17 protein-coding genes are annotated in these 21,120 nt (G+C 47.1%); 2 read left to right on the top strand and 15 right to left on the bottom strand.

Going from position 1 to position 21,120, the window contains the following annotated elements; all coding sequences use genetic code 11:
* The first annotated feature begins 6 nt into the window (after window positions 1-6).
* Entirely contained in the window at window positions 7-1,581 is a 1,575-nt protein-coding gene (locus BUB37_RS15380; RefSeq protein ID WP_072994714.1) for a RagB/SusD family nutrient uptake outer membrane protein, read from the top strand.
* Window positions 1,582-1,676: 95 nt separating this feature from the next.
* On the opposite strand, the gene BUB37_RS15375 is transcribed toward BUB37_RS15380, so the two are convergent.
* From BUB37_RS15375 to BUB37_RS15360, 4 genes are all read right to left on the bottom strand, one after another.
* Entirely contained in the window at window positions 1,677-3,575 is a 1,899-nt protein-coding gene (locus BUB37_RS15375) for a monovalent cation:proton antiporter-2 (CPA2) family protein (protein WP_072994713.1), read from the bottom strand.
* 6 nt (window positions 3,576-3,581) lie between these two features.
* A complete protein-coding gene (kefF, locus tag BUB37_RS15370) occupies window positions 3,582-4,172 on the bottom strand; it encodes a glutathione-regulated potassium-efflux system oxidoreductase KefF (RefSeq protein WP_072994712.1) in 591 nt (196 codons plus the stop codon).
* Window positions 4,173-4,247: 75 nt separating this feature from the next.
* The gene (locus BUB37_RS15365) at window positions 4,248-6,716 is read right to left on the bottom strand and encodes a GumC family protein (protein ID WP_072994711.1); all 2,469 of its coding nucleotides are present in this window, start codon (window positions 6,714-6,716) and stop codon (window positions 4,248-4,250) included.
* A 283-nt stretch (window positions 6,717-6,999) separates the two neighbouring features.
* The gene (locus tag BUB37_RS15360; protein WP_072994710.1) at window positions 7,000-8,235 is read right to left on the bottom strand and encodes a glycosyltransferase; all 1,236 of its coding nucleotides are present in this window, start codon (window positions 8,233-8,235) and stop codon (window positions 7,000-7,002) included.
* 265 nt (window positions 8,236-8,500) lie between these two features.
* Here BUB37_RS15360 and BUB37_RS15355 point away from each other — a divergent pair, with 265 nt between their 5' ends.
* Complete coding sequence (locus tag BUB37_RS15355; protein ID WP_072994709.1) at window positions 8,501-9,568, top strand: hypothetical protein; 1,068 nt, start codon at window positions 8,501-8,503, stop codon at window positions 9,566-9,568.
* Here BUB37_RS15355 and BUB37_RS15350 read toward each other — a convergent pair.
* The 11 genes from BUB37_RS15350 to BUB37_RS15300 form a co-directional block, all read right to left on the bottom strand.
* Window positions 9,561-10,793 (bottom strand): glycosyltransferase family 4 protein, encoded by a 1,233-nt coding sequence (locus BUB37_RS15350; protein ID WP_072994708.1) that lies wholly within the window; start codon window positions 10,791-10,793, stop codon window positions 9,561-9,563. The genes BUB37_RS15355 and BUB37_RS15350 overlap by 8 nt on opposite strands.
* Window positions 10,778-11,887, bottom strand: a complete 1,110-nt coding sequence (locus BUB37_RS15345) for a glycosyltransferase family 4 protein (protein ID WP_072994707.1) — start codon at window positions 11,885-11,887, stop codon at window positions 10,778-10,780. Before BUB37_RS15345 ends, BUB37_RS15350 begins: the two co-directional genes overlap by 16 nt.
* Window positions 11,888-11,961: 74 nt before the next feature.
* A complete protein-coding gene (locus BUB37_RS15340) occupies window positions 11,962-13,086 on the bottom strand; it encodes a glycosyltransferase (RefSeq protein WP_072994706.1) in 1,125 nt (374 codons plus the stop codon).
* 36 nt (window positions 13,087-13,122) lie between these two features.
* Window positions 13,123-13,977 carry a hypothetical protein gene (locus tag BUB37_RS15335; RefSeq protein WP_072994705.1) on the bottom strand — a complete coding sequence of 285 codons (855 nt, stop codon included), beginning with the start codon at window positions 13,975-13,977 and terminating at the stop codon, window positions 13,123-13,125.
* Window positions 13,968-14,792 (bottom strand): glycosyltransferase family 2 protein, encoded by an 825-nt coding sequence (locus tag BUB37_RS15330; RefSeq protein ID WP_072994704.1) that lies wholly within the window; start codon window positions 14,790-14,792, stop codon window positions 13,968-13,970. Before BUB37_RS15330 ends, BUB37_RS15335 begins: the two co-directional genes overlap by 10 nt.
* Window positions 14,793-14,957, bottom strand: coding sequence for an acyltransferase (locus BUB37_RS21800; RefSeq protein ID WP_212635306.1), 165 nt, complete (start codon window positions 14,955-14,957; stop codon window positions 14,793-14,795). It lies immediately after the preceding gene.
* A gap of 451 nt (window positions 14,958-15,408) precedes the next feature.
* Complete coding sequence (locus tag BUB37_RS15320) at window positions 15,409-16,650, bottom strand: hypothetical protein (protein ID WP_139278122.1); 1,242 nt, start codon at window positions 16,648-16,650, stop codon at window positions 15,409-15,411.
* Between the two features lie 44 nt (window positions 16,651-16,694).
* A complete protein-coding gene (locus tag BUB37_RS15315) occupies window positions 16,695-17,369 on the bottom strand; it encodes a CatB-related O-acetyltransferase (protein ID WP_094766747.1) in 675 nt (224 codons plus the stop codon).
* A gap of 4 nt (window positions 17,370-17,373) precedes the next feature.
* Window positions 17,374-18,288, bottom strand: a complete 915-nt coding sequence (locus BUB37_RS15310; RefSeq protein ID WP_212635305.1) for a hypothetical protein — start codon at window positions 18,286-18,288, stop codon at window positions 17,374-17,376.
* Between the two features lie 287 nt (window positions 18,289-18,575).
* Window positions 18,576-20,111 carry an MATE family efflux transporter gene (locus BUB37_RS15305; RefSeq protein ID WP_072994700.1) on the bottom strand — a complete coding sequence of 512 codons (1,536 nt, stop codon included), beginning with the start codon at window positions 20,109-20,111 and terminating at the stop codon, window positions 18,576-18,578.
* 37 nt (window positions 20,112-20,148) lie between these two features.
* Window positions 20,149-20,907, bottom strand: coding sequence for a WecB/TagA/CpsF family glycosyltransferase (locus tag BUB37_RS15300; RefSeq protein ID WP_212635304.1), 759 nt, complete (start codon window positions 20,905-20,907; stop codon window positions 20,149-20,151).
* Window positions 20,908-21,120: the final 213 nt, after the last annotated feature.

Raw genomic sequence — 21,120 nt, 5'->3', positions numbered from 1 at the left:
AACATCATGAAAATTAAATATATAGTTTGTTTAATAGGACTTGTTTTATTGGGTTCTTGTGACGATTTCCTCGAGGAAGAGCCGTTGAGCGAATTGGGTTCGGAGCAATTCTTTTCAGAACCCGACCACGCCTATAGTGCCGTAAATTCACTGTACCGAACCGGGGCCCCCAGCCTGACCGACGGCGGCGTCTACAGCGGAACCCCATTGATGCTCGGTGCCTACATGAGCGGTTTTTTCACCAACGAATATGCGGGCCAGGAACTGCACGTAAGCAACACCCAACAGCTGACCCTTAACGGCGACAACATCGGCACCTATCTGCAAGACCGTTGGAGGGAGCTTTACTTGGGCATCTCCAGGGCCAACAACGCCATCAAGAACATTCCCGAGACCCCTGACCTCAGCGAGACGGAAAAGAACCAATTGTTGGCCGAGGCCAAGTTTTTCAGGGCCTTCGCCTATTACTATTTGGTACGCTGGTTCGGCCCGGTACCGCTGACCACCGAGCCCTACGAATCGCTCGACAACCTGTATTTGGAGCGAAGCCCCATTGCCGACGTATACGCCTTGATCGAGGCCGACCTTACCGAAGCCTTGGAACAGGGCAATTTGCCCAAGGTGAGCATGGTGGACAACGGCAAGAGGGTAACCGCCGGTGCGGTGGCTACCTTATTGGCCGACGTATACCTTACCATGAGCGGCAATCCCTTGAACGCCGACAGGTATGCCGATGCGGCCGCCGTGGCCCAAGACATCATCAATGGCGAGTACGGCTCCTACGCCCTCGTCCAGCACGATGAGGTGGCCGGTGAGGTAGATTTCGAAAATTCGGCCTATAACAAGATAAGAAAGAGCGATGCCTCGGCCACCGAGCACATCTACATCAAGGAGTACGATCCCGAAATCGGAACGGCCGTTTACGCCCGGTACTCCTACCCCGTCGCCCTTGCGTCGGAAGTGTTGTACGACATTACCAACGGGGCCTATCAGCCATCGGACCAATTCTTGGACTTCTACGACCCTACCAACGACCTAAGGGCCCAGGAAAGGCAGTTCTTCCATAGCACTTTTGTTCCCGACGGACAGACCTTCGAAACCGCCCCCTTTGTATGGCACGACGACACGGCCATTTTTGAGACCGCCAATTCGGGCAAAGATTTTGCCGTTTACGGTTATGCCGATGTCTTGTTGATCGCCGCCGAGGCCATTGCCCGGTCGAGCGGTGTGAACGCCGATGCCGTCGATTACTTGACCCAAGTAAGAAGCAGGGCCTATTGGACCACCGACCCGGCGACCCTTTCGGGCGAGCTATCCGGTTTGGGTACCGATGCCTTTGTAGAGGAAGTGTGGAAGGAAAGGCACAGGGAGCTGGTATTCGAATTCAGGAACTGGTTCGATATCGTCCGTACCGGACAGTTTCCGGTATCCGATGCCCCGGGAAGCATCTCTTTCGTGAGCGCCGTGGGCCACACCACCGAGCAAGGAAAACAAATCGAACAGAAACACATGTTGCTGCCCTTACCAGGCCCTGAACTTCAGAGAAATCCGAGTTTAGGAAGCGACAACAATGGCTATTGACCAAACTAACTGCCATGTAATGAAAAACCACCAACGCCTGTTGGTGGTTTTTTTGTTCATATGCCCGTGCGTGGGCTTCCCTTTCGCGGGAAAACTCAGGTTTTTTTCTTGGTCGCCTCGTCGGCCAGGCGCATCTGTTCGCTGTCCCAATGGTTGTCGTTTTGGTAGATTCCCCTTTGCCAATCTTCCTCCATAACGCGTTCCTGTTGGGCGATTTCTTCCCTGACCCTAAAAATATACTCTTTCTCGTCCTTGGGACGCTCCTTGGCCAGGCGCCGCATACTCTGTTCATCGAGCTTGATAAAGTTTTGTGCCTGACGGTATAGGGTGTACTTTCGAAACCCCATTTTACTCAATACATCACTGGCCAACCTGACCGAGGTATCGAGCGTCTCCCTATACACGTTTTCGATCCCCATGTCGAAAAGTTCAAAGGCCTCATATCGGTTCTTGACGCGTACCATCAACTCAAGGTGGGGGTAGCGTTTCTTGACCATCTTCATCAGTTTTAGGGTACTATTGGGATCGTCGAGGGCGCTAATAAGGATCTTGGCTTCGGCAATACCCGCCGATTCGAGCAGATCGATGCGGGTGGCATCGCCATAGTAGACCTCGAACCCCATTTTTCTCAACAGATCGACCCGGTTCGAATCAAAGTCGAGGATGGTCGCCTCGATACCGTGCGAACGCAGAAAGCGCCCCACCGTGCTACCAAAATGGCCAAAGCCCACCAATATCACCTTGTGCTGTTTTGCAATATGGTCGATGGGGCGTTTTTCCGATTCCTTGGTGCCCACCCTGGGCAAGACCAAACGTTCGTTCAAGATGCCCAAAATAGGGGTCATGACCATGGTCAAGGCCGTAACGACCAGCATGGTGTCCATTTGGGTGGCGCTCAAAATGTTCAACTGAAAGGCAAAGGACAGCAATACAAAGGCGAATTCCCCGATCTGCGCAAGGCCTACGGTCAGTAAAAGCCGCTGATCCAGCTTTAACCTAAAAAGGGCCCCGACCAAGAACAGGACCACCGCCTTCAAGGCGATTACCGCCATCAAGACCCCACCGACGCCCAAGGGATTTTCCTTGATCACCATAAAGTCGATCGAGGCGCCCACAGCCATAAAAAAAAGGCCGAGCAACAGATCCTTAAAGGGCTCGAGCGTACTTTCGAGCTCGTGCTTGAACTCACTGGTGGCCAAGACCACGCCGCCCAAAAAGGCGCCGAGGGCCGGACTCAGGCCTACGAGTTCCATCAGTAGGGATATGCCCAAAACGATGAGCAGGGCCGAGGCCGTCAACAGTTCGCGCACCCGCGTGTTGGCCACCTTTCTCAGCATGGGTACGAACAGGTACCTACCGGCCACCACGATCGACACCACCGAAAGAATAATGGCCAAGGTCTGCAAGCCCAGGGGCAAATTGTCCAACAAGCTGGCATGATCGGCCTCGACTTCGGCGCCCAAGGCCGATTCATCGATATTCGACAACAAGGGGAGGGCCCCCAACATAAAGATTACGATAATATCCTGAAAGAGCAGAATGGAAAAGGACGAGGCCCCGTACGTGGTCTCGAAAAGTCCCTTTTCCTTTAAGGTCTGCAGGGTGATGGCCGTTGACGACAGGGCCACGGCCATGGAAATGGTAAGGGAGACCTTCCAGTCGAAGCCCATCAGGTCGAACATCAGGAAGGAAAGGAGCATGGTACCGATAACCTGGGCCCCGCCCATGCCCAAAATGGTCTTTCGCATGTTCCAGAAATTTTTGGGCTCGATCTCAAGGCCGATCAAAAAGAGCATCATCACCACCCCGAACTCGGCAAAGTGTAGGATGTCCTGTCCTTCCTCCCCCACAAAGCCCAACAGGTACGGCCCGATAAGCACCCCGGCGAACAAATAGCCCAGCACGGAGCTCAGGCCCACTTTTTTGGCCAAGGGCACACAGATAACGGCACCCGCCAGAAAAACGATGGCATTAAAGAGTATACTTTCGGTCATAACATATCAATTAAGGTCGGGAACATCGTTGAGAAGGTCACACGCCTTCAAATCGGATGAAGAGCCCCCTTGCTGCAGTAGCCTAATCGTTTTTTCGTACTTACAGGTTTCGCGTTCGAGCTCCGCGTCGGTGAGCTCATGGGTCCCCATTACGGCAAAGGGAGGCAGGTATTCCATACCACAAAGGCGGGCCGTTTGTTCGAAGGGCCTTAAAAACTCGTTTACCGAGTAATGGTTCCGGCCTTCGGCACAGTAGAGGGCACGGGTACCCCCGGTCGTGATCACGTTGAGGCACTTTTTGGCCTTAAGGGCCGTACCCTTGGGCCCGTAGGCCCAACCGTATTCGAGAACCAGGTCGATCCATTGCTTGAGCAAGGGCGGACAACTGTACCAGTACATGGGGTGGTGCCATATCACTATATCGTGACCGGCCAGCAATTCTTTCTCGTAGGAAATATCGATATGAAAATCGGGATAGCGCTCGTACAGGTCGTGAAAGGTAAGGCCTTCGACCGATTCGATCCGCCGTACCAAGGCCTTATTGGTCCTTGACTGTTCGAATTTCGGGTGGGCAAAAAGGATCAAGATGGAATTCATGCCCTAATTTAAGCTAAAAACACGAACCATTCCAGACTTCGGGCCAACCGCGGCCCAAAACCCGCCGTACAAGGTCTATGACCTGGTGAATATCGATTTTATCTTATCGGATAAGGCGGCCCACTTCGAGGTCTCGCTTTGCATCCCGTATTTATAACCGTATTTGTAGCCGTAAGCGGCATCGGCCAGATTGACGTCGTTCAACAGGAATATCGGGTTGATCAGCTTGCCCTCGGCCGTCGATTCGAGTACGAACTCCAACACCTTCTTCTTAGACTTCCCGGCCCTGATCAGATAGAGGGTCATATCGGCAAACCTATTGATCAAAAAGGTATCGGCCAGGATCATGGCGGGCGCCGTATCGACAATCACGTAGTCGTAGACTTCCTTGAGCTCTTCCAACATAGGGCCGAAACTCTCCCTTCGCAGCAACTGGATCGGGTTGTTGGGAATGGGCCCCGACGGAAGTACGTGCAATTCGGGGTGCAGGTTGGTGTTGGCGATGTACTCAAAAATACTTTTTTGGCCGTACTTCAAATAGGTACTCAGGCCTTCTTCCGAAATACCGCTGTCGTCATGCCTGTGCAATTGTGGGTTTCGCAAATCGGCTCCGACCAGAACGACCTTTTTGCCCGTTTCGACCAAGGTCATGGCCAGGTTGATGGCCGTAAAGGTCTTTCCTTCGCCCTGGGCGGAAGAGGTTACATAAATACACTTGTTTTTTCCGCCAAGTTCCTCCTTTGACATGATGTAGTTGAGGTTGGCACTCAAGATGTTGAACGACTCCGAGAGTATCGACCGTTCGTCGGCGGAGACCAAGGTGGGCTCCCCGGTGGAGATATGGGGCACCTCGCCCAAGATGGCAATAGCCTCGGTGCGGTCTTTGATATCTTCCCGGGTATTGATCGTATCGTTCATGATCCGCTTACCGGTAATGACCAGAAACGGCAGCAAGAAGCCTCCCAAAAGCCCTAGGCCCAGCACCGTTTTGGTATTTGGCGAAACCGGGGCCCCCAAGGTATAAGCCTCGTCGACGATTTTGGCCTTGGGCGCCTTGGCGGCCAAGGACAGGGAATTCTCCTCCCGTTTCTGCAAGAGAAAGAGGTAGAGCGACTCCTTGATGTTCTGTTGGCGCTCAATGCCCCTGAACTCCCGTTCCTGGGAGGGCTTTTCGGAAATTTGGGACCCCAGGATACCCGCCTGCCTTCGCAGGTTGTCGCGGGTAATGCGCAGGTTCGAACGCGTGCTGATCAAACTTTGCCTGATGTTCTCCTTGATCTCCCTAAGCTGGTTGCTCAGGTTGACCACCAAGGGGTTGGTTTCCGTGGCGCCCTTGAGCAGGCGGTTGCGCTCGAGCACCAAGCGGTTGTATTCGTCGACGAACTGCGACATCGACATACCTCCAACGCCCATGTTGGCGGGCAGCAGGCCAAGGTCGTCGGAGCCCACATGGTTCATCATGGCGTTGACCACTTCCAATTCGGTGGCGATCTCTTGCTGTTTGTTGTTGTAGTCGCTTACGTTCTGGATGATGATGGACGACTCGGTCTGTATATCGGTCAGCTTGTTGACCGTCTTGAACTGTTCCTTTCCGCTCTCGACCGAGTCGAGTTCGCTATTGATTATTTTTAGGCGCTCATCGATAAAGAAGGCCGTATTGCGGGCAATAAGGTTTTTGTCCTCTATGGCCTCTTGGTTGTATTCGAAGACCAATTGGTCCAAGATGTCCCTCGCCTTTTCGGGTACCTGGTTGTTGATGGCCAATTGGATCAGGGTCGAATTATCGTCTACCAAAGCCACCGACAACTGGGCACGCAAATTGTTGGACACGGCCTGTACCGGCAAAAGCTTGACCTTGAACCCGCTGACCCCTTCCTCTTCGCCCTCAGTTGCCGGAGTGGGGGCATCGCTATTTTTTTCCACTATAAATTCGGCAAAACCCAATTTGACCACGTCGCCCACTTGGTGGGTGGCCTTGTAGTCACCGTCGATTTGCTCGATTATCATTTTTTCGTCGGAAAGCAGGGTCACCTCCAAGACATTTTGCTCCTGCTTTATCGCCTGGCTTAATTTTGCATCGTCCAAGCGTACCAGGCGCAGTTTATAGGGGGTTTGCTTGTAGAGTTCCTTAACCGGGAACATATCGCTGGCAATGCCCATGATCTCCCCCTTGGTATAGTAGACCACGTTCAGGCCCAGGGCCTTTACGGCATTGGTCATCAGCCGCCTCGACCTCATCAGGCCCAATTCGTTTTCGATACTGCTGGTACTCAAGCCTTCCATCAATCCCAAATCGGAAAAGCCCCCAAAACCGGAACTCTTGGGCTTTCCCTTTTCATCCTCGATGATCACCGAGGCCACCGCCCGGTACACCGGCTTGTTCATCTTTAGGTACATAATGGCCCCCGTCATGAACACTATCCCGCATATAAGAAACCACGGCCAATAGCGCAGGTAGCCCCATACCAATTCCTTTACATTGATCGGTTTTTCCTCCGCCAAAATTTGTTTGGCCACCCTCTCCTTCTGTGTATTTATGTTCATAGCTTATTTAATAATTTGCTCCTTGGTATCGTAAACTTTAAATTTTCTTGTCCGTCTTTTTCAGCGAAAAGCCAGGTTTCGTTATGGGACCAACTGGGAGGGGCTAAACCCTGTCCGCTCACCGTTTTAGCCCGTAAACATACTTTTTTCTTGTGAAAAAAGTATGTTGTTCAATTGGTTTTGTATTTTTCAAGATCCCTACTAGGGGAGGGCCTATTTTACTTCATACATTTCCACAAATTCTTAAGGATTCCATAACGCAAAGGCATCCAAGCCCCTTAGGTCAATCCCCATAGAAGCGCGAGGCCACCTCATCGATCTTGGCTTCCCAGGTATAGCCCATGGCCGTCTTATAGGCTTCCTTGGAGGCCTTTTTCCTAAACTCGGGATCGCGGTACATTTTTTCAATGGCCTTGGCCATGTCTTGGGCCGTACCGTCGGTCGTGCTCGGATCGATCTTGATGCCACAGCTCGGGGGCACGATGGTTCGCATACCGCTGATGTTCAGGGTAATTATGGGCAGGCCGAAGGCCATGGCCTCCGTAGCCTGTAAGCCCGCCGTATCGCGTAGGGGGCAAAACAGCATCACATCGGCGTTCTCGTACTGTTGGTGTATTTCGGAATAGGGCACCCAGCCCAACAGGTCGATTTTAGAGGCGTCCAAGCCGTATTGCTCCATCCATCCCGCGATCGACTTTTTCTGCTCCCCGTCGCCCACGATGGTCAGTTTATAGGGCACGTCCTCGGGAAGGTAGGAAAGGGCCTTGAGCGATAGTTGCAGGCCCCGGCGCGGCAAGAACCTACCGATCCACAATAGGCGCAGGTAATCGGCCTGTTCCCTTTCCTTGTATTCGATGTTCGCGAACTGCTTGGGCAAGGCCGAGTCGCTTAGGTAAAAATCGCGCCCCTCGCGATAGTATTTCGAGGTTTTTAAGAGCATTTCGGTCTCTTGGTTGACCGTTAAGACAAGGTCGGCCCGTTTTAAGGTCTCGTTCAAGGAGGTGTTGTACTTCATCAAAAAGTCCGACACGTACTTCCGTATAATTTCGATACGCCAAGAGGCCCCAAAATAAGGCTTAAAGATGGGCAGGGCCATTTGGCCACCGCCCACGGGGCCAAATATGATCTTACAGTTTTCGAGCCGGTACAGGGGGCTGCCCTGCTGAAAGCTGCCATAGCTCACGTGCTGGGCAATGTCGAAACGGTGTTCGGCATGCAGCCGCTCGGCCACCTTTGCGGCCCTTCGCTTCCACAGGTAGTAATGGGCGTAAATGGTCTTGGAGTTGTTGTCCAACCAGCGCTTGTCGAGGCCGAAGGGCAGTTTTACGGGCACAAAGACCAGGTTGTCGAAACCTAGGGCCCGTTTTTCCTTTTCGCAATCCTCCAGGTCTTCCACATTGGTCAGGCACCATACCCGGTATCCCTTTTTGGCAAGCCCCGAAACCCAGGACCAGCCCACGGACCATTCCGACCCCTTATAGGGAGAACAGGCGTAGGCACTCAGTAAAATCTTCTTCATTTTTATATATACTAATCATCTCATTTAAACCCCTCTAACGATCGAGGTTCGTGCAAAAATCTTGAAAACGATCAAATCGGCCAAGGCATGATCGACATCGACCAAGATTTCATCCATAAAATCCGTGCTTTGGACAGATTATCGGGAAAGATGGGCTTTTTTTTGTTAAAGCAATTTATATTAGCGCCCAAATTCAACCATAGAACGTGCCTCTACTACTTCAAAACAGACCAAGAACACATTACAAAACCAGCATCTGAATCTTATGGGCAAAAAACAAGTCAAGGTAAAATATTGTTTATTGGGTTATGGCTACGCCTCATTGATAGCCTACCACAAACTACTTAAGAACAACGACCACGACGACATTTTAATTCTACGCGACGAAAGGGTCGATCCCATATTCACCATCGACCACGATGGTGTTTCCTTTAGTCCCCTGCCCATTTTTCCGGTGCAGGAATCGGAGCTGTACCAATCGGACCTTTTTGAGGGGGTCCCCGAACAAAATCCCATTACGGTCAGCTTCTCCGACCTGGCCAATTTCGACCCCGATCTGCAAGCGGTAAAAAAGGGCTCGCTTGCCGACTTTATGATCGAAAAGCAGGGGGTAGACCGTAACCTGTGCCTCGGCCTAAAACAATGGGGGCCCACCATGCTGCACCGGTCCTTTAGCCAGGTGCAATCGAAGATCAACCGGCATTACATATCGAACAAGGGCAATACCCGGGTGGGCTATATCAACGGTAAATCGCTGTTCAAATATGCCGTAGAGCACCTGCGGCCCGAGGTACTCAACTTTAGCGACCTTCAAAGAATCGATGTCGAACAAAGGGAGGTGCATACGGACGGGCACACCGTTGCCTACGAGCACCTGATCTCTACCATACCCCTTCACCATTTGCTGGGGCATTGCGGCCTGCCCCAAGACCACGACCACGAAAGCGCGGCCGCCTATTTTAAGTTCTTTACCTATACCGAAGGCTTCGAGGAAAACAAGATCATTTACGATTGCGACCTCAACTCCGAGATCCTACGTCTGTTTTCGGTAAGCGACTCCCTGCTTATGGCCCAGATACGGGGCGATGTGTACGGCCAAACCACTACCGAAAAGATTCAGGCCCGGGTACAGGAACTGATCCCCGAAATAAAGGACCTGCAGTTTGCACGCGAACTGTTTTCGCCCATGGGCTATCCCTTGGAATTGGTCGAGGCCCCACAGTCGGTACAAAGCCTGGAAACCTTAAAGGCCCATGGTGTTATCCCCTTTGGCCGCTTTGGCAATTGGGAATACTCCGACCTACACGAACTGGATTGGACGAGTATTATTTAGCTTTTTCCGTAACGACCCTTTTATACAAGCCCAACATTTGTTGGGCTTTATTATCCCAGGACAACTCCTTTTGACGGACACCGCAGTTCCTCGACAGTTGCGCCAATACCTGAGGATTTTTTAATAGTAAAGTTATCTTTTCAGCGAATTTTTCAATAGAATCCGAGGGGTAAGTGAGGGGTATTTTCACACCTACTTTGTCATTTACTGAATCTCCATGGCCGCAGGTATCAAAACAAAGCACCGGCAAACTATTTGCCAAAGCCTCCAATACCACATGGGGTGTACCTTCCGCCACGCTGGTAAAAAACAATAAATCACAATCTTGCATCATTGCCTGTACTTCGTCATGAGGCAACATTCCATGCCAAATACAATAATTTTCGACACCTAATTGCACAGCCAATTTTTGATAAGGTCCGGCATCACCACCCCCGACAATATGTAGCTTAATATTTTGAGACTGTACTTTAGCCAAACTTTGAATGGCCAAGTTCAACTGTTTCCTAAAATCCATTTTACCTACCCACAATAAGTCCAATGTGGTTTTATCGGGCTTTTCTTGAAAGGGTATATCATTTACACGACAACCTGTTTCATTTAATAGAAAAGCTTCAGTACCCAAATAGTCGCTAAAGTTTTGTTTTGAATTGGAGGAAGCTGCCACTACCACCGATGCCTTCCCTACAGCCTGGTGTACTCTTTTAGAATATTGTAACTGTAACTTGGTAATGAAGTTTTTTAAAATTAATAGACTTCTTGTTTTTAAGTCGGCTTGGGCCAAATAGGCAGTTGGAAAGGCCATCTTGGCATCTACGGGGCCCCAAACGAAGGGTACAGTTTTAATTTTCCACAAATACCCGGGCTCTCGAAACCCAATCATATTGAGTTGGTGAACGATATCTATTTGTTTTTGACCTATCAGTTCCAAAGCCATCAGATAGGTACTGTACTGCCATTTTTTATAATGCCTATAAAACCGCCAATCGCCCTGGTTCCAACACATTTTACGTACCCTATCCGAAACAGGGTTATAGTAAAAGTGCATGTTTTTTGCTTCGGGGAGTTGCAATAGGGCTGCTTCAATATGCTCTTTGAATTCACCCTCCGTAATGATATGCAGTTCGCAGTGCCGGGCCAAATGCACACACCAATTCCAGGCCATCCCCGGTTCACTACCCGTATGTGGGGAGCAGGCATATGCATTTACTAAGATTTTATACATTCTTGAAAAATTGATGTTAAGTTTTTCTCAAATTGTTCAAGGGTAAAATAACTTTCAAATTTTTCCTTTCCAAAAACACCCAATTCTATCATCTTTTCAGGGTTTTCAATAGACCAGATCATTTTTAACACCAATGCATTTAAATCATTCTGAGGTACGGTAAAACCCGTAAGCCCGTCATCGATCAAAGATGGAATTGCCCCATTTACCGTAGACAAACACGGCAAGCCATAATCCATAGCCTCTAACAAAACCAATGGAAAACATTCTCCATGATAATATGTTGGAAAAACAAAGACATCGGCATTTTCAAAAAACATCTTTTTTTCATCACCATACTTAGGGCCATGTGCGTACACTTTGTCTTGCAGGTTGTACTTTTTGATTCTATTTTGAAACAACTCTTCTGTTACATCTTTCCACCCCCCAACAAAATCACACCTAAAATCATACCCCCTTCGATAAAGCTCCTTGCAAGCATCCAAAAGTATTAGCACCCCTTTTGACTCCATCATATTGGACAAAAAGAGGAATCTTGTTTTATCAATTTTTTTATTGGTTTTTAAAATCTTATCATTTACAGAAGGTACTCCATTTGGACAGAAAAAAACATCATTTTCACTAATAAAAGAAGACTTCTCTTCGTATAGTTCTTTCCCTAACAAGATTATTTTCACATTTTTAAAAAAATGCTTTAACAGCCACCGGTTTATCCCCCTTTCGACCCATTGTTTGGATGCTTTATTATGAAAGTGCATCACTATTTTTACATCAAACAACTTAATAGATTGTACCAACAGAAAATCCCTGTAGAAACCCCAACCATCGGAAGTAGGAGTAATGTAACACAATGTGGGTTTAAAACGTATAATTGCAGAGATACAATGTATCCAATTTGAAATTAAAAACAATAGTTTTTTTATACTCAAACTCCCGACTTCCTCTACTTTCGAAGAAGCTGATAGATTAATGTACCTACTGTAAAATGTAGAATTAATGTATTTACTATTTTGAATGTTTTGACCAACTACCGAGGCTCCATGAACCGGTGGTGGCAGATGCAAAACGAACAAAACCTTATTTTTTTCCTTCATAAAAGATACATTCTTCCTGTTCAACCAATTAAGATAGAAGTGTTCGCCCTATAATCTATTTGTTTGATATCTGCCTAACTTGTTTCAATGCCCTTAATAATATTTGCAATACTGTCTTTTAAAGAAAATCGCATTAAATCGGGCCTTAGACCACTTAGCTGTTTTTTTGGTATTAACCCATTATCAACCTTGGCAATCAAGGAAGACAACTCATCAACTTCAAAAGGATCGAACAGGTAACCGTTCTTTGCATTGACCAAATCACTTGAGCCGGCCCTATTCGAACAAAGCACCTTACATCCTGCCAATAAGGCCTCATTTACGACCACACCATATGGCTCTTGATAACTGGGTAAAACAAGGCAGTCGGCTATAGTGTACCAAGCAAATAAATCGTTTCCTTCAAAACGCCCCGGAAATAGGCAAACGTTCTCCAGTCGTAAAGACCTGGCCCTATTTTTTAAATTCTTTTCTTCCGGACCACTGCCCACAACAACCAACACCGTTTCTTCGCCCACCCCACTCTTGGCAAAGGCCCTAATTAAAAAATCAACATTTTTAATATCTACAAGTCGCCCCACAAACAGAAATACTTTCTTATTCATCAATTGAAATTTATGAAGGTAGTTTTGTGCCTGGGGCAGGCTTTCTGCCAATTTGGATCGGAATACACCGTTATCGTGAATTATAGGCAAGGTCAACAACTTGGTCTTACCGTTCACATTTTGACGGTACCATTCTCCAACGGCATCGCTGGGAAAAATAATGGCATCAATACTCTTTGAAGCTTGATCTCTTAGAAATTTCCTAATTCCTTTTCTTTCAATTGAAAGCGCTATACTATCATCGCTAATGGTAAATACTTTATAAGAGAGTCGCATTGTATAGCGAAGCATCAAAACAGACATCGTAATTTGACTGTACTCACTACAGATGATTACATCGGGCGTTTCTCGCTTTATTATTTTTCGAATACCTAACCTAACTTGCCTGCCTCCTATTTGAAAGCCTTTTTCAAGCAGGTTGAATTTAAATTCACATTGCCCTCTCAAACGATCTTGGTCAAATTGTTGGTCAAGAAGATTGGCATTTGTAAAATAAAATGTTGCATCAAAGTTAGCGGCCAAGGCATTAAAAAAATCAATGCGATAAGGGGCCAAAGCCGGATGAAACACCAAAACTTTTCTTTTTTTTGTCACACCTACAATTTGTTACGGTTCCACACCATTGTAAAATCACTTTCTTCGTAAATACCTGGATCTAACTTGCCCGTAAACCCCTTTTATCACTTCAAAAAGGCCGATCATCTTTATACTAAACACTATTGGATGATGGGTACGCCCAGACAGTTCCCTCAATTTATCATCATCAAGATTAATTACAACGGGTAAGGCATTTTTTATAAAGGGGATACCGTGATGTCCCGTTTTAAACGGAATCAAGCAAACAGTGCCCACATCCTTTATATGTCTATACTGCTTTACATCCCATTCGCTAGCATTGGAATAAAAATAATAGATAGGCACTTGACCATTAATCATTGACTTTATATCGAAGTACTTAAACAGTTCCGTATCTTTTTTCCTAAACAGGATTGGATCAATACTTGGCGAACTCGTCGACAACAATGTTTTAACTTCAAATTGGGCATTAAAAGCCAATACTCGGTCAGCGTAGAGCAAGGAGCCAAAAAGTACTGCGGCAAAACCTCCGGCGGAACTGCCCAAAGTAATTATTTTAGAACCTGCTGTTTCCTTCCTTAAAAAGGCCGCTACTTTTTCAATGGAATTTAAGTCGCTGTTAATGCCTTCCAAATACCATTGCTTAAAGACATCCCGTATAAAAATATGCTTGTAGGCAGTAGCAATACGGGTACCGTACCATTCAAAGGCATCCTTTTCCACAATACGCTTTTTAAACACAGCTTCCTCATTGGGGTAGTAGATATCGTTGCTACTAAAATAAATCGCACAGGTAGAGCAATCTTTACTAGTTTCATCAACCACAATTTTAAAATTGTCACGATGTTTGTATACGTCCTGTACAATATCCGAATCTACCTGAAAAACAAAGGGTGGGGTTATGTCCATAATTGGGGAAACAATACGCGTAAATGAATGGTTACAAAATGTTTTACAGCCCTTGGCCAACCAAAATTTCTTTTTTCATAAATAAAGAAATACTTGGGATGGGCATAGCCCAAAGGCGAGTACAAGGCTTTCAAACGTTCTTTAAAGGGAGTGCTGGCATAGCACCATTTGGGCAGTTTGGGGTTGTTTTCACAAGTACCTACATATTTTTTGGTCGTATAGCAGGTATAGCCTTTTTTTTGCACCCGTAAACCATAATCAAAATCCCCAATGGCATGGGGAAAGACAGGATCCAATTGCCCTACCTCCTTATAAATCACCTTGGGCACCAAAACCACATTCCCATTAATAATGTCTACCTTTTGAATCGTTCCAATGGGATCGATCATTTTATCATTCACCCAACTCCCGTATGTAGTTTTGTTCGCATCCCGCTCGGAACATAAAAAACCACTTACTAAGGCCTTGTGCCCCATTTCTTCGGAGCACTCCAACACATGGGCCAGGGCATCGGTATAAAGAAAGGTATCGTCGTTGAGCCAGAGGTAAAAGTCGTAGTCCTTGGTTTGGGCCGCGGTTTCCCAGGCCAGGTGCATGCCCCGGTTCCAAAATAGCTGCCCGTTACCCTCAACAATATGCACTTGGGGAAACCGGTCGGCCACGGCTTCGGGCGTCCCGTCGGTACAGCCGTCGTCTACCATAAATACCTCTACCCCATACTTGGGGGGTATTTCATTGGCAAATAGCTTTTGTAGGGCCTTTAGCGTTTTTTCCTTGCGGTTAAAGACCGTTAACAATACAGCAATGCTTTTCATTTATATACTTCTTATAAATTTTGCCGGATTCCCGGCCCAGATTTGGTTGTCGGGGACGGATTTGGTAACGACGGAACCCGCACCTACAATGGCGTTTTCCCCAATGGTGACCCCTTTTAAGATAATGGAATAGGCCCCAATAAAGGCACGGTCCTTAATGACCACTGGGGCTTCTTTACGATGTAAAAGATCGTCCTTGCTTGACCTTAACTTAGGATCCAGAGCATGAAAATCCGTATCAAAAATTTTTGCCCCCCTTCCAATGTTAACATAATTTCCTATGGTAATTTTAGAATGACAGCGTATGGTAGCCTGGGTTGCCCCTACGTTTTCACCGATTGTTAGTACGGCATCTTTATCCACAAAAAAGGCACATTTTCCCCTGCACCCATTCGGCGACCCGTTAATACCGTTATTCATTGAAAAATGATTTCCAACACTCATTTTTCCACCCCGGGCTACCATGACATAGGGAATTCCATTGGTTGAAAATTTAGCATAACCCACATTATTGCCTTTTAGTATTAATAGGGTTACCAGCTTATTTACCCGATTTTGTACCCAGAAAATTATTTTGCGCAATGCCTTGTATATGATGACAATCATTCCCGTATCCTTATTGTAAAACTAATTTGCGTTGCCATAGAACCTTTCGTACCCAGAGCCTAAACTCACTATTGCTCATGCCCCTAAACCTAGTGGAATAACACATCCCGATCATAATCCAAATCAATAAATAATTCAAATCAAAACTACTAAAGTCCTCCACCCAGGCATAGACCCAGCGAAAGGCGACAAAGACACCCAATACCCGCATGTATTTGTTGTTGGAGTAGAGCATGGCCTTATAAGAGGCCATATAAAAAATACCAAAGTAGACCAGTACCCCAAAGATTCCGAAGTAGGTAAAGATATTGAGGATAGATACCTCAGAAGAGGGCCTTTCCCCCCTACCGTACAAATCCACATGCTTAAATAATTCAGATTCATGGCCTCGGGCCAGGGAATGCCCATGCCAAAAGTAATTATGCTTTAAGGCACTGGCAATATTCTCTACATAAAGTTCAGTCCTAGTATCCGCTGTCAACACCCCTTTCTTTGCCTCATCATCAGCTTCGACCACTTCTACATCAGAAAGGACCTTGGCATATTCGTCCAATTTAAAGATGTTAAAAACACCCGTAAGAGCCAAAATCAAAAGCACAAAAGGAAGAATCATTAGACCCTTATGTATTACCTGTAACAACTCCCTAAAGCGGTACATGCCGGTATAAACGCTTAGGCCCAGCAATAGGGCCACGGTATATTTGATCATGGCGGAACGGGCCTCTAAGGAACTAAAGACATAGACAAAACTCAAAAGCAACAATAAAAAGGCCTGTTGCCCTTTGGGCAAGGCGCTTATAAACAGGAGCATAAACATGACCGGCACCCAATACATGCCTACGGCGTGGGCATTCATTAACGGGAGGAGTATAAAAAAGGCCGGTGTGGCGTAGAGGAACCAAACGTGTAAGGTCTTGCGCAACAAAAGGGGGGAAGTAAAAATAAGAATGGTTAGAGGCAAGGAAAAAATAAAAATATTACGTACCAATACCTTATAATCCCAATAGCCCTGGGCCAGAAACAGGCCGTGAACGGCCTGAAACACCACCATCCCCAAAAAGACCTTGATCAAAAGCGGCAAGGAAGTCTCCGTAAAGAAGTACTTTTTATACCGCATCACCATCCATAAAAAAAAGGTAAAGATGCTCCACCAAATAATGTTTAATTCGGTAGTCTCTAGCTGTAGCCCTTGCAATATGGCAGGCGCAGAGGCTATCAACATTAAATATGGAACGGCATCGCTAATTTTCATAAAATTCTTTTAACTACGCCCGATTATCATGGCGCATAGTATATCTATTTAAAATAAATATCTTTTTTCATCATTTTTAATGCCGCTTCGGGCGCTAAGTTCCACCATTCCGATTTTAAAAGCCGCTCCCTTTCCACTTCCGGGAAGCGGTACTTAATGATTTTGGCAGGCACCCCACCGACAATGGCATAGGGGGGCACATCTTTGGTCACTACCGCCCCGGCCGCCACTATGGCACCCGTGCCTACAGTTACCCCGTCCATAATCAGGGCCCGGGCCCCTACCCAAACGTCATGTCCAAGATTGATCGGGGCATATTCCTCAAAATCCAAATCTTTATCGACCAGGGTCCTTCGAAATGTATTTTGTTTTCTATAGAACAAAGGCGAGGTCGTCATCAAATCAATGGGATGACGACCTAGACCCATATTTACCTCATGGGCTATAGAACAATAATTGCCTACGGTCACATTCTGTAATAGAGAATTACGGCCGATATAGGTATAAAAGCCAATACAGCTGTGATTCACGGTACAACCGCTTAAAACATGAGAGCCTTCCCCTATGGTCACATCGGAGGTAAAGGTAGCCCCCTTATCGATAATGGCCTTGGGGAAACGCCTTCGGTTTTCCACATCCCGGGCGTGGCGATTTAAAAAGGCCTTTACGCCTTCCCAGATACCCAAGGGGATGTATACTATTCTTTTTAAATACTTCATGTGCTTACCAATAACAAGCCCCTTCGACCTGGTCGGCGGTCTTGGGCCTTTCCTTTTCCCCCGGCCGTACCCAGTATTCGTTCATTAAATCCGTATAAAAACCTTCGGGAATGCCCCATTGCCGTACCCCGTACCGCGGATCTTCCCAACGTTTGCCCTTGATCCCAAAGAGCAGTTGCAGGGCGCCCCCTATATGTACGGCCTTTTTGCCCTGGCGCTTAACATGGGCGGCCAAGGGAAAGCCATAGGCCCCGCAGCCGATCAAACAGATGTCGTAGTCGTGCTTGTCGATCTCGTCCTTCATCCATTCCAGGGCCGCGAACCAATCGGCAAAGGCATCGTCGCCCTTGCCCAAGGTCTGTACCGCCTTGATCAGGCCCAAGGAGGCAAACTCGGGCAAAACATCGGGGTTGGCGAACAGTTGTTTACGTCGTTCATATTGGCGGGCGATGGTCTCCGTAAAGGGATGGACGACCAATACCTTTTTTCCTTGCAAGGCCCGGGTCCATGGCTTGGTGGCATAGAAAGGCTCCAAGAGGCGGAGATGGACCAATCGGGCCTTCATTTGCCCCACCACATACTGCTCGTTGGCCACCCAACTGCCCAAGATGTCCACGCCCTTCATATCGGCCAACATCAGTTCACAGAACTGGGCGATCTTTTCTTCCGTCGGGGGGAAAAAGCCTGCGTTGTTTTGCATATGAAACAAGGTTTTTTTGTTCCACCACCATTGGATGCTTCTCCCCTTTATAAACTTAAGAATATTTCGATCCTGTTTTTTCACCCCAAGATAGTTAACGACCGTAGTTAATTCAAAAGCTCCAAAACGGGCGATCATACAGGGCCCATCCTTGGTTAAGGCCTTATAGATCAAATCAGAGGCCCGATCCGCATCTTGTTCGCAGTCGGGTTTGGACATACTTGGACCATTAAAAATGCTTTGGTATATCTTTTTACATGCCTTAATTGCCAAAATCGTCGTCTTATTCATTTAGGTTTAAAATATTAAGAGTGCCACAGGATGAATCCTCCCGTTTACATTTGCCTAGATAATCGGAAATAAAAAATGAAGCCTATACTTTCCTCCTAAAAGTAGTATTACAATACAAGCAACTCGCTCCCCACTTTTTTCAAAAAACACGTTCTAAATATTTTCGCCTTTGCAAAGCCATAAATAAAACATCGAGGCTTAAATCGCCGCCGCGATCAACTACGAACGAACCTCTGCTTAATTGCAAGGAACAAGGCTTTAATTACTTTTTTTTCAGATTTATCCAAAAATATAAAATGCTGTAAAAGAATGAAGGTTCCCCAACAAATACATCCTACCAGAACCAACCTTAGAAACCCAGTTTCTAAATAAAAAACCGGTAATAAACCGGTGAATACCATCAATACACAAGTAAAAAAGCCAGGCAACGCCACCTTTTTGTTGAACATTGAAAATGAAAGCCCACACTTACTCTTGGCAAAATGCAAAATTAGACCTCCCTTTACAATTGCCCACATAAAAATCCATGAAACATAAAGAAAGTAGGGAGGGTAGCCCATCTCAAAAAAGCACCATGTCAGAAAGAGTGGCACAATATTCGCCAAACTTGTGTATATAGAAAAGCTCCTAATATCACCTTGTGCCTGAATACTGATTATCAAAGGGTGGGTAAACTGCTCTAAAAGCACCCTCAATAACTGTAGCCTTACAAATACAATCGCCCATTCGGGAATATTCTTTAGCCAAATTTTTAGGACATATGGCGCTTCAATCATAAAGGGAATCATAAAAAAGGCGGCCATATAAATTGAAAATTTTGAGCTTGAAAGCGATGTATCGAGCATTTTAACCCTATCGCCAGCCCCCCCTGTTTTAACCACTACGGGACTTACAGCCTTTAACATATTATTCGAAAACACCATTAACTGTCCGGATATTTGGTTGGCAACACCCTGGGCGGCATTGAGCACAGCGCCAAAGAAATTGTTCAACACAAGCCCCATACCATACTGGGTCACCATGCCGCTAGTTAAGCTCAAAAAACTCCAACCCGCAAAGGAGGTCATTTCCTTCATCAGGCCCTTTTCAAAATAGCGTTTGGGGGCAATTACGCATTCTTCGTACTTTTTATGGCAGTATATTTGCATAATGGTCCTGATAATAAAAGGGATTACCGCCATCAGAATGCCGTACAACACCAATTTGTCTCCGGCATAGGAGACGATAACCAGGGCCACTGCCAGCTTTAACAACGATTCCACCACCCCTACGATGCTGTAATACAGCATGTTTTCGTGGGCATTCAAGACCGCCTCATAGGGTACGCTCAGCACCGTAAAGGCCGTACTCAGGATCAAGGCCCCATAAATGACCTTGGCCGCAAACACCCGATCTGGCGGAATGTTGAGTATGCCGTTAAAGAAAAAGTAGCCCGCGATCAACAAGACCACGACCAACAAGAGGGCGATGCCCAAATGCAGTACCGTGCTTACATTAAAAATGTATTTCTGTTTTTCCTTATCGCCCTGTCCCTCGTAGAAGGACATAAAGCGCTGGGTGGCGCTCGACATGGCCGCATGCAAAAAGCCCAACATGGCTATGGCCCCGCCCACCACGTTGAAAATACCGAAGTCGGAGGCCCCCAGGGCATTGAGCACCAAACGGGTAACATAGAGGGAGATAAACATGGTGATCCCCATCTTGGCATACAAAAAGCCGGTATTTTTTATAACCCTTTGTGCTGTTGACATCTATATAAATTGCTTTGGCAAGGCCGTTGAAACGGGTTCAATCGACCTGTACACCTTTTTTGTCGGTCTTATAAGCGACCAAATACTTGGCAAAGACCAGCCCGTAATAAAAGTAGCGCCTGAACATGCGCCTGGGCTCCTTTACAAACCTGCCCAGCCACTCCAGGCCCAAATTTTGCCACACCTTGCCCGGCCGCTGTACCGTACCCGCATAAAAATCGAATACGGCCCCAATGGAGCAAATGACCCCCTTTTGGATCAGGTCTTGGTTTTGGGCCACCCATTTCTCTTGTTTGGGCGCCGTCATGCCCACAAACACCACGTCGGGCGAGAAGGCATTGATGGCATTGATAATGGCGGTATTCTCTTCTGCGCTAAACGTCGTTTTATACGGGGGCGAATAGGTAGCTACCCTAACCTTGGGATACTCCTTTTTGATACGTTCCACAATCTTTGCCAACACCTGTTCGGAAGAGCCCATATAAAAACATCGCCCCCCCGTCTCCTGCAGGTATTGCAAGAGGTATTGGTGAATATCGGCCCCGGCTATCTTGTTTATTTTCTCGCCATTGAGCCATCGCGAGGCCAGGGTAATGCCCACCCCATCGGGCAACAGAATACCCGATTCCTTTAGGGCCGTTTTAAACCCGGGGTCTTCTTCCGCTATACAATAGGAATATTGGTTGATGGTATTGACGGTCATCTTTGCGACCGACCAGTCCACCCTTGCCAAATCTCCCTTGAACACGGGGTATCCCATAACCTGTACGGTATCTTCTTCTCTGATCAATTTCAAAATGCTATTCGTAAAACCAAGCTTTGCCTTTTAAGGTCGCCCCGCCGTTGCCTTGCGTTTAGGTACGGCTCCGCCGTTGCCTGTCACAGAGGACACACAAACAAAACGACTTTAATTTGGGTCCGCCCCAGGGGGCGACCAGCCCTACAGGGCAAAAAAAACCGGAAACCTTCCCATAAGGAAAACCTCCGTATATCATATCTATTCGAAAGG

Origin of the sequence: Pseudozobellia thermophila (assembly GCF_900141855.1) — a bacterium.
In the GTDB taxonomy this organism is placed as follows: Bacteria; Bacteroidota; Bacteroidia; order Flavobacteriales; family Flavobacteriaceae; genus Pseudozobellia; species Pseudozobellia thermophila.
The sequence above is the reverse complement of the archived record's forward strand: the minus strand, read 5'-3'. Positions and strand labels throughout refer to the sequence as shown.

What these genes read in the sequence shown, in the direction of transcription:
- BUB37_RS15380 (WP_072994714.1), top strand. Translation starts at nt 7, where the DNA reads ATGAAAATTAAATATATAGTTTGTTTAATAGGACTTGTTTTATTGGGT.
- BUB37_RS15375 (WP_072994713.1), bottom strand. Translation starts at nt 3,575, where the DNA reads ATGACCGAAAGTATACTCTTTAATGCCATCGTTTTTCTGGCGGGTGCC.
- kefF (WP_072994712.1), bottom strand. Translation starts at nt 4,172, where the DNA reads ATGAATTCCATCTTGATCCTTTTTGCCCACCCGAAATTCGAACAGTCA.
- BUB37_RS15365 (WP_072994711.1), bottom strand. Translation starts at nt 6,716, where the DNA reads ATGAACATAAATACACAGAAGGAGAGGGTGGCCAAACAAATTTTGGCG.
- BUB37_RS15360 (WP_072994710.1), bottom strand. Translation starts at nt 8,235, where the DNA reads ATGAAGAAGATTTTACTGAGTGCCTACGCCTGTTCTCCCTATAAGGGG.
- BUB37_RS15355 (WP_072994709.1), top strand. Translation starts at nt 8,501, where the DNA reads ATGGGCAAAAAACAAGTCAAGGTAAAATATTGTTTATTGGGTTATGGC.
- BUB37_RS15350 (WP_072994708.1), bottom strand. Translation starts at nt 10,793, where the DNA reads ATGTATAAAATCTTAGTAAATGCATATGCCTGCTCCCCACATACGGGT.
- BUB37_RS15345 (WP_072994707.1), bottom strand. Translation starts at nt 11,887, where the DNA reads ATGAAGGAAAAAAATAAGGTTTTGTTCGTTTTGCATCTGCCACCACCG.
- BUB37_RS15335 (WP_072994705.1), bottom strand. Translation starts at nt 13,977, where the DNA reads ATGGACATAACCCCACCCTTTGTTTTTCAGGTAGATTCGGATATTGTA.
- BUB37_RS15330 (WP_072994704.1), bottom strand. Translation starts at nt 14,792, where the DNA reads ATGAAAAGCATTGCTGTATTGTTAACGGTCTTTAACCGCAAGGAAAAA.
- BUB37_RS15320 (WP_139278122.1), bottom strand. Translation starts at nt 16,650, where the DNA reads ATGAAAATTAGCGATGCCGTTCCATATTTAATGTTGATAGCCTCTGCG.
- BUB37_RS15315 (WP_094766747.1), bottom strand. Translation starts at nt 17,369, where the DNA reads ATGAAGTATTTAAAAAGAATAGTATACATCCCCTTGGGTATCTGGGAA.
- BUB37_RS15310 (WP_212635305.1), bottom strand. Translation starts at nt 18,288, where the DNA reads ATGTCCAAACCCGACTGCGAACAAGATGCGGATCGGGCCTCTGATTTG.
- BUB37_RS15305 (WP_072994700.1), bottom strand. Translation starts at nt 20,111, where the DNA reads ATGTCAACAGCACAAAGGGTTATAAAAAATACCGGCTTTTTGTATGCC.